General features: G+C 72.9%; 13 protein-coding genes and 1 riboswitch. Of the genes, 7 read left to right on the top strand and 6 right to left on the bottom strand.

Features of this window, described 5'->3' with window-relative positions; genetic code table 11:
• The first annotated feature begins 40 nt into the window (after nt 1-40).
• Entirely contained in the window at nt 41-1,393 is a 1,353-nt protein-coding gene (locus ACIGAN_RS32895; RefSeq protein ID WP_399863012.1) for a class II 3-deoxy-7-phosphoheptulonate synthase, read from the top strand.
• Nucleotides 1,394-1,542: 149 nt separating this feature from the next.
• Nucleotides 1,543-1,767 (top strand): (2Fe-2S)-binding protein, encoded by a 225-nt coding sequence (locus tag ACIGAN_RS32890; protein WP_365092915.1) that lies wholly within the window; start codon nt 1,543-1,545, stop codon nt 1,765-1,767.
• 10 nt (nt 1,768-1,777) lie between these two features.
• Here ACIGAN_RS32890 and bfr read toward each other — a convergent pair whose 3' ends face one another.
• A complete protein-coding gene (gene bfr, locus ACIGAN_RS32885) occupies nt 1,778-2,254 on the bottom strand; it encodes a bacterioferritin (protein WP_365092918.1) in 477 nt (158 codons plus the stop codon).
• Between the two features lie 175 nt (nt 2,255-2,429).
• Here bfr and ACIGAN_RS32880 point away from each other — a divergent pair, with 175 nt between their 5' ends.
• Entirely contained in the window at nt 2,430-3,080 is a 651-nt protein-coding gene (locus tag ACIGAN_RS32880) for a sulfite oxidase-like oxidoreductase (RefSeq protein WP_365092920.1), read from the top strand.
• Nucleotides 3,081-3,084: 4 nt separating this feature from the next.
• On the opposite strand, the gene ACIGAN_RS32875 is transcribed toward ACIGAN_RS32880, so the two are convergent.
• The 5 genes from ACIGAN_RS32875 to thiO form a co-directional block, all read right to left on the bottom strand.
• Nucleotides 3,085-3,963 (bottom strand): deoxyribonuclease IV, encoded by an 879-nt coding sequence (locus ACIGAN_RS32875; RefSeq protein WP_399863010.1) that lies wholly within the window; start codon nt 3,961-3,963, stop codon nt 3,085-3,087.
• Nucleotides 3,964-4,013: 50 nt separating this feature from the next.
• Nucleotides 4,014-5,945 carry a Stk1 family PASTA domain-containing Ser/Thr kinase gene (pknB, locus tag ACIGAN_RS32870; RefSeq protein WP_399863008.1) on the bottom strand — a complete coding sequence of 644 codons (1,932 nt, stop codon included), beginning with the start codon at nt 5,943-5,945 and terminating at the stop codon, nt 4,014-4,016.
• Between the two features lie 85 nt (nt 5,946-6,030).
• A complete protein-coding gene (locus ACIGAN_RS32865; protein ID WP_365092926.1) occupies nt 6,031-6,828 on the bottom strand; it encodes a thiazole synthase in 798 nt (265 codons plus the stop codon).
• A gap of 2 nt (nt 6,829-6,830) precedes the next feature.
• The gene (thiS, locus tag ACIGAN_RS32860) at nt 6,831-7,031 is read right to left on the bottom strand and encodes a sulfur carrier protein ThiS (RefSeq protein WP_365092928.1); all 201 of its coding nucleotides are present in this window, start codon (nt 7,029-7,031) and stop codon (nt 6,831-6,833) included.
• Nucleotides 7,028-8,197, bottom strand: a complete 1,170-nt coding sequence (gene thiO / locus ACIGAN_RS32855) for a glycine oxidase ThiO (RefSeq protein ID WP_399863006.1) — start codon at nt 8,195-8,197, stop codon at nt 7,028-7,030. Before thiO ends, thiS begins: the two co-directional genes overlap by 4 nt.
• Nucleotides 8,195-8,306: riboswitch (TPP riboswitch) on the bottom strand. It overlaps the preceding gene by 3 nt.
• 189 nt (nt 8,307-8,495) lie before the next feature.
• Between thiO and ACIGAN_RS32850 the strand changes: the two genes are divergently transcribed.
• The 4 genes from ACIGAN_RS32850 to metF all read left to right on the top strand — a co-directional run bounded on the left by ACIGAN_RS32850 (nt 8,496) and on the right by metF (nt 12,719).
• On the top strand, nt 8,496-9,737 hold the full coding sequence (locus ACIGAN_RS32850; protein WP_399863004.1) for an NAD(P)/FAD-dependent oxidoreductase: 1,242 nt from the start codon (nt 8,496-8,498) through the stop codon (nt 9,735-9,737).
• Nucleotides 9,738-10,176: 439 nt separating this feature from the next.
• Entirely contained in the window at nt 10,177-10,542 is a 366-nt protein-coding gene (locus tag ACIGAN_RS32845) for an Rv2175c family DNA-binding protein (RefSeq protein WP_365092935.1), read from the top strand.
• Nucleotides 10,543-10,815: 273 nt separating this feature from the next.
• Complete coding sequence (thiE, locus tag ACIGAN_RS32840; protein WP_399863002.1) at nt 10,816-11,481, top strand: thiamine phosphate synthase; 666 nt, start codon at nt 10,816-10,818, stop codon at nt 11,479-11,481.
• Between the two features lie 314 nt (nt 11,482-11,795).
• Nucleotides 11,796-12,719: a methylenetetrahydrofolate reductase [NAD(P)H] gene (gene metF, locus ACIGAN_RS32835; protein ID WP_365092941.1), complete on the top strand. Its 924-nt coding sequence runs from the start codon at nt 11,796-11,798 to the stop codon at nt 12,717-12,719.
• The last annotated feature ends 25 nt before the right edge of the window (nt 12,720-12,744 follow it).

Here is a 12,744-nt window from a genome sequence, read left to right as displayed (position 1 = left end):
CGGGTCTGGACGCCCGACCCGACCCCGTAGGGTTGAGGGCGTGACCGTGAACGCTAAGACCAGCGCGACTGCTGGCAACACCTGGCGAGACCTGCCCGCGGCGCAGCAGCCCGAGTACCCCGACCCCGAGGCTCTGCGCGCAGTGATCGCGGACCTCGAGTCGTATCCGCCGCTCGTCTTCGCGGGCGAGTGCGACCAGCTGCGCGCCCGGATGGCGTCCGTCGTCAAGGGAGAGGCGTTCCTCCTCCAGGGCGGCGACTGCGCCGAGGCCTTCGACGCGGTGTCCGCGGACCAGATCCGCAACAAGCTCAAGACCCTGCTCCAGATGGGCGCCGTGCTCACGTACGCCGCGTCCGTGCCGGTCGTGAAGGTCGGCCGGATCGCCGGCCAGTACTCCAAGCCGCGCTCCAAGCCGACCGAGACCCGCGACGGCGTGACGCTGCCGACCTACCGCGGCGACTCCGTCAACGGCTTCGACTTCACCGAAGAGGCCCGGATTCCGGACCCCGAGCGGCTGAAGCGGATGTACCACGCCTCCGCCTCCACGCTGAACCTGGTGCGCGCCTTCACCACCGGCGGTTACGCCGACCTGCGCCAGGTCCACGCCTGGAACCAGGACTTCGTGAAGTCGTCCCCGTCCGGGCAGCGCTACGAGCAGCTCGCCCGCGAGATCGACAACGCGCTGAACTTCATGCACGCCTGCGGGGCCGACCCGGAGGAGTTCAAGACCGTCGAGTTCTTCTCCTCGCACGAGGCGCTGCTGCTCGACTACGAGTCCGCCCTCACCCGGGTCGACTCGCGCACCGGGCAGCTCTACGACGTCTCCGCGCACATGGTGTGGATCGGCGAGCGCACCCGGCAGCTGGACCACGCGCACATCGAGTTCGCGTCGAGGATCCGCAACCCGATCGGCATCAAGCTGGGTCCGACGACCACGGCCGAGGACGCGATGCAGTACATCGAGCGCCTCGACCCGGAGCGCGAGCCCGGCCGGCTGACCTTCATCGTCCGCATGGGCGCCGACAAGGTCCGCGACAAGCTCCCCGAGCTGGTCGAGAAGGTCACCGCCTCCGGCGCGACCGTGGCCTGGGTGACCGACCCGATGCACGGCAACACCTTCGAGGCGGCCTCCGGGCACAAGACCCGCCGCTTCGACGACGTGCTCGACGAGGTCAAGGGCTTCTTCGAGGTCCACAAGGAGCTCGGCACGCACCCGGGCGGCATCCACGTGGAGCTCACCGGCGACGACGTCACCGAGTGCGTGGGCGGCGGCGACGAGATCTTCGTCGACGACCTGCACCAGCGCTACGAGACGGCCTGCGACCCGCGGCTCAACCGCAGCCAGTCGCTGGACCTGGCGTTCCTCGTGGCGGAGATGTACCGGGACCAGTAGCCGGCCGCCCGGCAGCGACTGGGGCGCGGATCACATACGATCCGCGCCCCTCTCCGCTTTTGCGCCTCCGGCCCGGCGGGTAAGGTTAGGTTTGCCTCACCGATCACGGGGACGGCACCACAGAACGAACCCGTCGGGAGGTGGACCGCGTGTACGTCTGCAGTTGTTTCGGGATCACCGAGCAGCAGGTCAAGCAGCACGCGGACAGCGGCGCCTGCACCCCCCGCCAGATCGCCTCCGCCTGCAAGGCGGGCACGGACTGCGGATCGTGCGTGCGCCGGATCCAGGCCATCCTCGGCAGGGGTGCCTGTCCCCGCCGGGACCTGGCCGACCGGGGCGAGCCCGTGCTCGCGGAACTGGAAGACGCCGCCTGACGGGTCCCGGCTAGCTCGGCTGCTCGATCTGCTGGGCGATGTACAGCGCCTCGCCGAGCTTGTCGATCAGCTCCAGCTGCGTGTCCAGGTAGTCGATGTGGTGCTCCTCGTCCGCGAGGATCTCCTCGAAGATGTTGGCCGACGTGATGTCGCCCTTGCTGCGCATCACCTCGATCCCGCGCTTGAGGCGGTCGATGGCCTCGACCTCGATCTGCCGGTCGGCCTGGAACATCTCGGTGACCGTCTGACCGACCCGGACGTGGAAGAGCCGCTGGTAGTTCGGCAGCCCGTCCAGCATGAGGATGCGCTCGGTGATCTTGTCCGCGTGCTTCATCTCGTCGATGGATTCTTCACGCGTGTACTTGGCGAGCTTGGTCCAGCCCTTGTTGTCCTGGATCCGGTAATGCAGCCAGTACTGGTTGATCGCCGTCAGCTCGCCGGTCAACTGCTCGTTCAGGAATTCGAGGACCTCGGGGTCGCCCTGCATCGCAGAGGCTCCTTCCAACGCGGGGGGACTGGCAGGTTGCGCCGCATGATTCCACCGGCGGAGAAGATCGTCCAGTAAGTCTTCACTTAGTAAGTAAGGGCATGCTTAGTGGACAATGCCCGGTTTGCGGCGGCCCGGGTGAGGGGCATCACCCGAGGTCTGTCAGGATGGAGTCATGGGTCAGCCGCTGGACAACGCATCGGGAGAAGGGCGCGACGCGGCAGGAGAGACGCAGCCCGCACTCCCCCCGGGGCAGCGGGTGCAGCGCGGCTGGCCGGTCACGCACTACGGGCCCGTCCCCAAGTTCCGGCCCGAGCGCTGGGAGTTCCGGGTCTTCGGCGCCACCGCCGACGGCGGCAAGCACTGCTGGACCCACGAGGAGTTCACGGCCCTGCCCCACACCACCGTCGTGGCCGACCTGCACTGCGTCACGAAGTTCAGCATGCTGGGCGCCGAGTGGGGCGGCATCCCCGCCCGCACGATCCTCGACCTCGCCCCGCCCGCGGACGACGTCACCCATGTGATGGTGTGGGCCGAGTACGGCTTCAGCTCCAACCTGCGGCTGACCGACTTCGCCGACGACCGGGTCCTGTTCGCCACCCACAAGGACGGCGAGCTGCTCACCGCCGAGCACGGCTTCCCGCTCCGCCTGATCGTGCCCCACCTGTACGCCTGGAAGGGCCCCAAATGGGTGCGCGGCGTGGAGTACATGACCGCCGACCGGCGGGGCTTCTGGGAGGAGCGCGGCTACCACAACATCGGCGACCCCTGGCGGGAGCAGCGCTACTCGTACCAGGAGGAACCGGGGGACGGCCCCGACCTGTGAAGGGTCAGCCGTCGCGCAGCTTCTTCAGCCGCTCCACGTCCGCGGCGTGCCCCTCCCTGCCGCCCGGCGTCTCGATGATGAGCGGCACGCCCGCGGTCGCGGGATGCGTCAGCAGGGCCCGGAAGGGGTCCTCGCCGATGTGGCCGACGCCGATGTTCTCGTGCCGGTCCTTGTGGGCGCCCACCACGTCCTTGGAGTCGTTGGCGTGGATCAGCTTCAGCCGGCCCTCACCGACCGTGTCCACCAGCGAATCCAGCGTCCGGTGCATGCCGCCGGGGCCGGTCAGGTCGTGCCCCGCCGCGAAGATGTGGCAGGTGTCCAGGCACACCCCCAGCATCGGGTGGGCGTCCAGCGCCTCGAAGTACGGGCCGAAGTCCCACGTCCGCGAGCACAGCGAGGCGCCCTGGCCGGCCGTCGACTCCAGCAGCAGGAACGGGTCGTCGTCGTGGGTCAGCTCGTCCAGCAGCGGCAGCAGGTGCTCGCGGACCTGCCGCAGCGCCACGGACCGCTCCCGGCCGCCGGTCGCGCTGCCCGTGTGCACCACCACGCCCTTCGCCCCGATCTCCCGCCCGCGCCGCAGCGAGTGCCGCAGCGACTCCACCGACCGCTGTGCGGTCGCCTCGGTGTGCGAGCCGAAGTTGATCAGATAGGGGGCGTGCACGTAGACGGGGACCGACTCGGCCTCGCACGCCGCGCGGAACGCCTCGTCCTGCCGCGGGTTCCCGGCCGGGGTGGCCCAGCCGCGCGGGTTGGCGACGAAGACCTGGACGGTCTCCGCCCCCAGGTCACGGGCGTACGACAGGCCGACGCGGTGGAGCCCGCCGGCCACCGGGACATGGCCGCCCACGGGGTTGCGGGTGCGGCCGGAGAGCTGACTGTTCACCCGTTCAGGGTGTCATGCGTCCGGCCCCGCCCCGGCCACGGGCCCGGCCGTCACCTGATCTCGATCGTGATCGTCGAGCCCTTGGGCGCCGTCTCGCCGCCCTCGACCGACTGGCCCTTGACGGTGTCGCCGAACAAGCCGAGCAGGCCGCGGTCCTCGTCCACCTGGAACCCGGCGCCCTCCAGTGCCTGCCGGGCCTCGTCGACGCTGTCGCCGACCACGTCCGGCACCTCGATCATCTCGGGGCCCTTGGACAGCGTCAGCGTGACCGTGTCGCCCTCGGCCGCCCGGCCTCCGGCGTCCGGGCTCTGCTTCACGACCTGGCCCTTGTCGAACTCCGAGGAGTTGACCCGCTCGGTGGCGATCCGCACCTTCAGGCCGGCGTCCTCCAACTCGGCCCGGGCGTCGGCCTCGTCCTCACCGGTGACATCGGGGACGTCGACCGGGCTGCCCTTGCTGACGACGAGCGCGACGGCCGTGCCCGCGCGGACCTTCGTGCCGTCCGCCGGGCGGGCCGAGACCACCGAGCCGCGCGGCACGTCGTCGCTGAACGCGCGCGTGACCATGCCCGGCTCCAGCCCGTCCTGCTTCAGCAGGGTGCGCGCCTCGGCCAGCTTCCGGCCGGCCAGGGCGGGCACGCGCACCGTCTCGGGGCCGTCCGAGACGGTGATGCTCACCGCGTCGTTGCCGCGGATGCGCGTCCCGGCCGCGGGATCGCTGCTGATGACCTGGCCGCGCTCGACGGTGTCGCTGTAGGCGTGCTCGACCTCGCCGAGCTCCAGGCCGGCGTCCGCCAGCCGGTCCTCGGCCTGGGCCTGTGTCTTGGCCAGCAGCGGCGGGACCTCGGTGAACTGGCCCGAGTTGATGTACCAGACGCCCGTGCCCAGGCCGAGCACGAGCAGCACGGCCACCACGATCGTCATGGGGCCGCGCCTCACACCCGGGCGGCGCCTGGGCGGGGGCGGCGGCGGGGAGGCGAACCGGCTCGTGCGGTGCAGCTCCGCCTCCGGCGCCTCGTCCTCGTTCACCGGCAGCGGGCGGGGGGTGGTCAGTGCGCGCGGGATGACGCTCGTGCGGTCGTCGGCGTTGTCGTGCCCGGCCGCCAGCGCCTGCGGCGGCACCGAGTCCAGCTGCTCCTCGCTCAGCCGGCCGCGTCCGTCGCGGACCTGGGCGAGCAGGGCCACGGCGTCGTGGGGGCGGATCTCCGGCGTGCGGGCGGTGGCCGAGGCGACCATCTCGTCCAGCTCGTAGGCCAGGCCCGGCACGGCGGCCGAGGGCGGCGGGACGTCCTCGTGCAGGTGCTTGTACAGGATCACGGCGGGGGAGTCCCCGTCGTGCGGCTTGTCGCCGGTGAGCATCTCGTAGAGCATCACGCCGCACGCGTAGACGTCGACGCGGGGGTCCGCCGTGCCGTTCTCTATCTGCTCGGGGGCGAGGTACGAGACCGTGCCCAGCACCGTGCCCGTGGTGTTCGTCACCGTGTCCACCGCGCGGACGAGCCCGAAGTCGGCGACCTTGACCCGGCCGTCGTCCCCGATCAGGACGTTCTCGGGCTTCATGTCGCGGTGCACGAACCCGGCGCGGTGCGCGGCGCCCAGGGCGGCCAGCACCGGCTCCAGGATGTCCAGCGCGGCCCGCGGCTGCAGCGCCCCGCGCTCGCGCAGCACGTCCCGCAGCGTGCAGCCGGCGACGTACTCCATGGCCAGGTAGACGTACGAGCCGTCGGTGCCCTGGTCGAAGACCTGCACCACGTTCGGGTGGGCCAGCCGGGCCACCGACTTCGCCTCGCGGATGAACCGCTCGACGAACGAGGCGTCGACGGCCAGAGCCGGGTGCATCACCTTGAGCGCGAGGACCCGGTCCAGGCGGGTGTCCACGGCCCGGTAGACCGTGGCCATCCCGCCGACCGCGATCCGCGCGTCGACGCGGTACCGCCCGTCGAGCACCTGCCCGACCAAGGGGTCCTGAAGGGTCGTGTCCACGCAGGGGAGTCTACGAGCCACGACCGACAGCCCCGCCCCACCGGCGGATCCGGGGCGGGACTGCAGCCGTCCTGTGACGTCCGCCCTACCGGAAGGCGGGACGCTCCGGATCCAGCACGGCCATGCCCTCGGCCGGCGACGACGCCTCGGCGAAATGCCGCCGCGGGATGCGCCCGGCCCGGTAGGCCAGCCGCCCCGCCTCCACCGCGTGCCGCATGGCGCCGGCCATCAGCACCGGCTCCTGCGCCCGCGTCACCGCCGAGGCGAGCATCACGCCCGCGCACCCCAGCTCCATGGCGAGCGCCGCGTCCGACGCCGTCCCGGCCCCCGCGTCCAGGATCACCGGCACGCGCGCGTGCTCGACGATCAGCTGGAAGTTGTGCGGGTTGCGGATGCCGAGCCCGGAGCCGATCGGCGAGCCGAGCGGCATGACCGCGGCGCAGCCCACGTCCTCCAGCTTCCGGGCCAGCACCGGGTCGTCGTTGGTGTACGGCAGCACCGTGAACCCGTCGTCGACCAGCGTCTCGGCCGCCTCCAGCAGCTCGATCGGGTCCGGCAGCAGGGTGCGCTCGTCGGCGATGACCTCCAGCTTGATCAGGTCGGTGCCGAGGGCCTCGCGCGCGAGCCGGGCCGTGAGGACGGCCTCGCCGGCGGTGAAGCAGCCCGCGGTGTTGGGCAGCACCCGGATCCCGAGCCGGTCCAGGACGGACAGCACCGAACCGTGCACCGAGGGGTTCACCCGGCGCATCGCGACCGTCGTCAGCTCCGTCCCGGAGGCCACCAGCGACCGCTCCAGCACGTCGAGGCTGGGCGCCCCGCCGGTGCCCATGATCAGACGGGAGGTGAAGGTCGCACCCCCGAGGACGAACGGATCGTCGGCCATGGTCAGCCTCCTTGGACGGCGGTGAGGACCTCCACGCGGTCCCCCTCGGTGAGGGGCGTGGACGGCCACTGGGCGCGCGGGACGACGGTTTCGTTGAGGGCGGCGGCCACTCCCGAGGGCGAGGCGGTGAGCGACTTCACGACGGTGTCGAGAGCCGTGCCGGGCCGGACGTCCCGGGGCTGACCGTTGACGGAGATGTTCATGCGGGCTGCTCCGTGAGTGCGGTGACGGTGCTGAAGCGCTTGGGGGTGAACGGACGGGCCTCCTCGGGGAGTTCACCCGTGACCAGGGCGTGGGCCAGGGCGTCGCCGGTGACCGGCGTGAGCAGGACGCCGTTGCGGTGGTGCCCGGTGGCCAGCAGCAGGCCCTCCAGGCCGGTCGGACCGAGCAGGGGCGCGTTGTCGGGGGAGCCGGGGCGCAGTCCGGCCCGGGTCTCGGTGAGCGGCAGCTCGGTGATGCCCGGGACCAGCTCGTGGGCGTCGCGCAGCAGCTCGTACACGCCGCCCGCGGTCACGGTGGTGTCCCAGCCGAGCTCCTCGCTGGTCGCCCCGACGACCAGTTCGCCGTTCTCCCGCGGCACCAGGTAGACCTGGCCGCCGCGCACCACCGCGCGCACCGTCCGGCTCAGGAACGGCCCGTGCCGCCCCGGCATGGCCAGCCGCAGGACCTGGCCTTTCACGGGCCGCACGGGCGGCAGCACGTCCCGCGGCACCCCCGTGAGACGTCCGCTCAGGCTGCCCCCGGCCAGCACGACCTGCCCGGCGGCCAGCGCGGTGCCGTCGGCCGTGACGGTGCCGGTGGCCCGGTCCCCGCAGACGGTGAGCCGCTCGGCCCACACCCGGTGGAACACCACACCGGCCCGCTCGCACGCGGCGACCAGCGCCCCGGCCAGCCGCCGGGGGTCGATCTGGTGATCGCCGTCCACCCGCAGACCCCCGCGCACGCCCGGCGCGAGCATTGGCTCCAGGCGCCGGCACTCGCGCCCCGACAGCCACTGGGAGTCCAGCCCCGACTGCTGCTGCAGGGCGTGCAGCTCGCGCAGATGGGCCCGGTCGTCGGCGTCCAGGGCCACGGCGAGCGTGCCGCAGCGGCGGTAGCCGAGGTCGTGGCCGGTCAGCTCGGTGAGCTCGGCCGCGAAGTCCGGGTAGCGCCGGGCGGAGGCGAGGTTCAGGCCGAGCAGGGTCTGCTCGCCGTAGTGCAGCTCCGTGACGGCGGCCAGCATCCCGGCCGCCACCTGCGCGGCCCCGCCGCCCGGCTCGGGGTCCACCACCGCCGTGGCGAGTCCGCGCTGCGCGGCCCGCCAGGCCGTGACCAGCCCGATGATCCCGCCCCCGATGACGAGGACGTCTGAGGTTCGCGTACGCGACATGGGCGTCCAGCCCCTCCCTTCGCCGGCATGACCCGGATCAGGTTCGTACGGTCGGAGGCCGCCAGCCTCCCTCTCAGCCCGGTGCGTCCGGGCTCCCGCGAGTCCTGCGCACCACCCTAGCCGGACGCCCTGCGCCGCAGTAAGGGAGCCTCCGCACGGAACCGGCCACCGAGGCGTCGTATCCGGGCCGTTTGCGGGTACCCGGACAGGCACACCCGGGTGGCGGGGCGGGCGCTGTGGAGCAGGTCACGGCGCACGGGCACTGACTGACGCAACGTCAGCTGACTATGGTGATCAGGTGAGCGAGCAGACGCAGGAACCAGGGTCGTCCGCGCCGCGGCGCGTGGTCGTGGCGGGCGCGGGCATGGCCGGTGTGCAGACCGCGGTCGCGCTGCGGGAGCGGGGCTTCGCCGGCGCGGTGGTCCTGATCGGCGCCGAGCCCCACCAGCCCTACGACCGGCCGCCGTTGTCCAAGGCCGTCCTGCTGGGCAAGTCCGAGGGCTCCGCCTTCGACGTCGACTTCGAGGCCCTGGGCATCGAACTGCGGCTCGGCTGCGAGGTGCTGGGCGTGCGTCCCGGCGCTCACGAACTCGACACCGAGGACGGGCCCGTGCCCTACGACGTCCTGGTGATCGCCACCGGTGCGGAACCGGTCCGGCTGCCCGGCGCGGAGGGCGTACCCGGCGTGCACCTGCTGCGCACCCTGGACGACGCCGAGCGGCTGCGGCCGGTGCTCGCCCGCCAGCACGACATCGTGGTGGTCGGCGCCGGCTGGATCGGCGCGGAGTTCGCCACCGCCGCGCGCGAGGCGGGCTGCGCGGTGACCGTCGTGGAGGCCGCCGAGCGGCCGCTCGCCGGGGCACTGCCCGCGGAGGTCGCCGCTCCCATGGCCGGCTGGTACGCCGACGCGGGAGCCGTGCTGCGCACGCACGCGCGCGTGGACCGCGTCGAGCCCGGCGCGGTCCTGCTCGACAACGGTGCGCGGCTGCCCGCCGGCGCGGTCATGGTCGGCATCGGGGCCCGCCCGGCGACGGCCTGGCTCGCCGGTTCCGGGATCGAGCTGGGCGGCCACGGCGAGATCGTGGCCGACGCGCACCTGCGCACGTCGGTGCCGGACGTGTACGCGGTCGGCGACTGCGCCTCCTTCCCCTCGGGGCGGTACGGCGAGCGCCTGCTGGTGCACCACTGGGACAACGCCCTGCAGGGGCCGCGCACGGTCGCCGCGAACATCGTCGGCCGGGCCACGGGCGAGCCGCCGGCCGTCTACGACCCGGTCCCGTACTTCTGGTCCGAGCAGTTCGGCCGGTTCGTGCAGTACGCCGGGCACCACGCGGGCGCCGAGCGGACCCTGTGGCGCGGCGACCCGTCCGGTCCGGCCTGGACGGTGTGCTGGCTGCGCGGCGAGCGGCTGGTCGCCCTGCTGGCGGTGGGCCGCCCCCGCGACCTGGCCCAGGGCCGCCGCCTGATCGAGTCGGGCACGCCGATGAACCCGGTGCTGCTGGCGGACCCGGCGAGACCGCTGAAGGCGGCCGCGGCGTAGGCCTCCGGCCGGGGGCGGCGGTGGGTCGGGGGCTTGTGGTCGGGGGCGGCGGTGGGTCGGGGGCTGCGGTCGGGTGCGGCGGTGGGGCGGGTGCGGCGGTGGGCCGGGGGCCGGGGGCCTGTGGTCGGGTGCGGTGGTGGGTCGGGGCCAACGCCCGGTGCGGCGGTGGCTCGGGTCTGCGGTCGGGTGCGGCGGCCCGCGCCCTGTGCGGCCGTGGTTCCGGGCCCGCGCCCGAGCGGCTGTGACCCCACGGCCCACGGCCCACGGCTGGAGCCCGCGTCGCGGTACGGCCCTGCCGCAGGGCCCGTGTGCGGGGCTGCGGCGCAAGGCCGTGGCGCAGGGCCGTGGTCCGCTGTCCGGCGGGTGCCGGGCCCGGCGCGTCCGCCCGGGTGGACCGGGTCGGCTTCCGGCTGTCAGTGGCGGATGGCAGGCTTGTTCCGTGACCGAGATTGACGCAAAGATCGATGCTCTCGTCCCTGCCTGGCTCACCCTCCCCGACATCGCCGAACAGTTCGGCGTCGAGGTGACGCGGGTGCGGCAGCTGGTCAAGGAGGGCCAGCTCATCGCCGTACGCCGCGGTGAGAACCGCGCGCTGCACGTCCCCGCGGACTTCATCGACGGGGACAAGGTCGTCAAGGGCCTGGCCGGGACCCTGACGCTCCTGCGGGACGACGGCTTCACGGTCGAAGAGATGCTGGAGTGGCTCTTCACCCCCGACCCGTCCCTGCCTGGCACCCCGGCGCAGGCACTTCGTGAGAATCGCGGCACGGAGGTGAAGCGCCGCGCCCAGGCGCTCGCGGTCTGACCGACCCCGACCGAACAACCGCCCGGCACCGCCGCCTGAGCGGGTCCGGGCCCGAACAACCGCCCGTAGGGGGCCGTGGCCCGTGGGGTCACGGCCCGGAGGCAGGCCGTGCCCGTTTCGGGTCCACGGCCGCGCCGGGCCGGCCGAGAGGCAGGCGTAGGGTGCCCGAGGCGTCGTGGCGGCCCGGGCCTCGCCCGCGAGCCGCACACGCACCCGTACGGCACCGACGTACCGCGGGCGCGCCCCGCGGCACCGACCTCCAGGGGGACACCCATGCCCGGCACCGCCACCATCACCGCCACGGCCCGCGCCCGGCTCGCCGACGCCCGGGTCTACCTGTGCACCGACGCGCGCAAGCGGCAGGGCGATCTCGCCGAGTTCCTGGACGCCGTGCTGGCGGGCGGCGTCGACATCGTACAGCTGCGCGACAAGGGCATGGAGGCCGCCGAGGAGCTGGAGCACCTGGCCGTCTTCGCCGACGCCTGCGCCCGGCACGGCAAGCTGCTCGCGGTCAACGACCGCGCGGACGTCGCCCACGCCGCCGGCTCCGACGTGCTCCACCTCGGCCAGGGCGACCTCCCGGTCCCCGCGGCCCGCGCCATCCTCGGCGACGACGTCCTGATCGGCCGTTCCACCCATGCCGAGTCCGAGGCCGCCGCGGCCGCCGCGCAGGACGGCGTGGACTACTTCTGCACCGGCCCGTGCTGGCCCACCCCCACCAAGCCCGGCCGCCACGCCCCCGGCCTGGACCTGGTCCGGTACACCGCCGCCCTCGGCACCGACCGCCCCTGGTTCGCCATCGGCGGCATCGACCTGACCACCCTCGACCAGGTCCTGGAGGCGGGCGCCCGGCGCGTCGTCGTCGTCCGGGCGATCACCGAGGCCGACGACCCGGGCGCGGCGGCGTCCGAGTTCGCCAGGCGGCTGCGGGAGAAGTAGGGCCTGTCGTTTGGATCACGCCGCAGACGCGTGGTCTGGCACGCACATCTGCGGCGTTGTCGTCGGTCGCCGACGCTCCGCGTCGACTCCCTCCTCCGCCTTGCAGCTGCACGCACCAGACCACGCTCCCCGGCGCTGAACAGCACCGTCACTCTCCTGCGACCTGATCCAAACGACAGGCCCTAGCCCTGCCCGCCGCGCCCGGGAGCCGTGGTCACGGGACGGACTGTCCAAGGGGTGGACAGCAAGGGGACAAAAAGGGCAATCCGCAGCGCCCGGTTGGGTGACCGACCGCCCCTGGCTAACCTGCCGGTATGGCCCTCGGCACCGCATCCATCAGGTCGGACCACGCGCGCACCGTCCGCGACATGCTCGCGACCGGCAAGACGACGTACTCGTTCGAGTTCTACGCCCCGAAGACCCCGAAGGGCGAGCGGATGCTGTGGAACGCGCTGCGCCGGGTCGAGGCCGTCGCGCCCGACTTCGTCTCCGTGACCTACGGCGCCGGCGGCTCCACCCGCGCGGGCACGGTCAAGGCGACCGAGGCGATCGCCTCCGACACCACCCTCACCCCGATCGCCCACCTCACCGCGGTCGACCACTCGGTGGCCGACCTGCGCAACATCATCGGCCAGTACGCCGACGCCGGGATCCGCAACATGCTCGCCCTGCGCGGCGACCCGCCCGGCGACCCGATGGGCGAGTGGGTGCCGCACCCCCGCGGCCTCGCCTACGCCGCCGAACTCGTCGAACTGATCAAGGCGTCCGGCGACTTCTGCGTGGGCGTCGCCGCCTTCCCGGCGATGCACCCCCGCTCCACCGACTGGGACACCGACGTCCGCCACTTCGTCGACAAGTGCCGCGCGGGCGCCGACTACGCCATCACGCAGATGTTCTTCCACCCCGAGGACTACCTCCGGCTGCGCGACCGCGTCGCGGCGGCCGGCTGCGACACCCCGATCATCCCCGAGGTCATGCCGATCACCAGCGTGCGGTCGCTGGAGCGGATCGGCTCGCTCACCAACGCCGCCTTCCCGGCCGCCCTGAAAGAGCGGATCCTCACAGCGAAAGACGATCCGGCCGCTGTACGCTCCATTGGTATCGAATTCGCCACGGAGTTCTGTGCGCAGCTGCTCGCCGAGGGTGTGCCCGGCTTGCACTTCATCACGCTCAACAACTCCACCGCGACACTCGAGATCTACGAGAACCTGGGCCTGCACCACGCATCGCAGGCCTAGACCGTTCGCACCGGTATACGACACA

Origin of the sequence: Streptomyces sp. NPDC085931 (assembly GCF_044540565.1) — a bacterium.
Taxonomy (GTDB): domain Bacteria; phylum Actinomycetota; class Actinomycetes; order Streptomycetales; family Streptomycetaceae; genus Streptomyces.
The sequence above is the reverse complement of the archived record's forward strand: the minus strand, read 5'-3'. Positions and strand labels throughout refer to the sequence as shown.

Bases quoted from the DNA above. Each gene is read 5' to 3' on its own strand.
- bfr (WP_365092918.1), bottom strand. From the start codon at position 2,254: ATGCAGGGCGACCCCGAGGTCCTCGAATTCCTGAACGAGCAGTTGACC.
- ACIGAN_RS32880 (WP_365092920.1), top strand. From the start codon at position 2,430: ATGGGTCAGCCGCTGGACAACGCATCGGGAGAAGGGCGCGACGCGGCA.
- ACIGAN_RS32865 (WP_365092926.1), bottom strand. From the start codon at position 6,828: ATGGCCGACGATCCGTTCGTCCTCGGGGGTGCGACCTTCACCTCCCGT.
- thiS (WP_365092928.1), bottom strand. From the start codon at position 7,031: ATGAACATCTCCGTCAACGGTCAGCCCCGGGACGTCCGGCCCGGCACG.
- thiO (WP_399863006.1), bottom strand. From the start codon at position 8,197: ATGTCGCGTACGCGAACCTCAGACGTCCTCGTCATCGGGGGCGGGATC.
- thiE (WP_399863002.1), top strand. From the start codon at position 10,816: ATGCCCGGCACCGCCACCATCACCGCCACGGCCCGCGCCCGGCTCGCC.
- metF (WP_365092941.1), top strand. From the start codon at position 11,796: ATGGCCCTCGGCACCGCATCCATCAGGTCGGACCACGCGCGCACCGTC.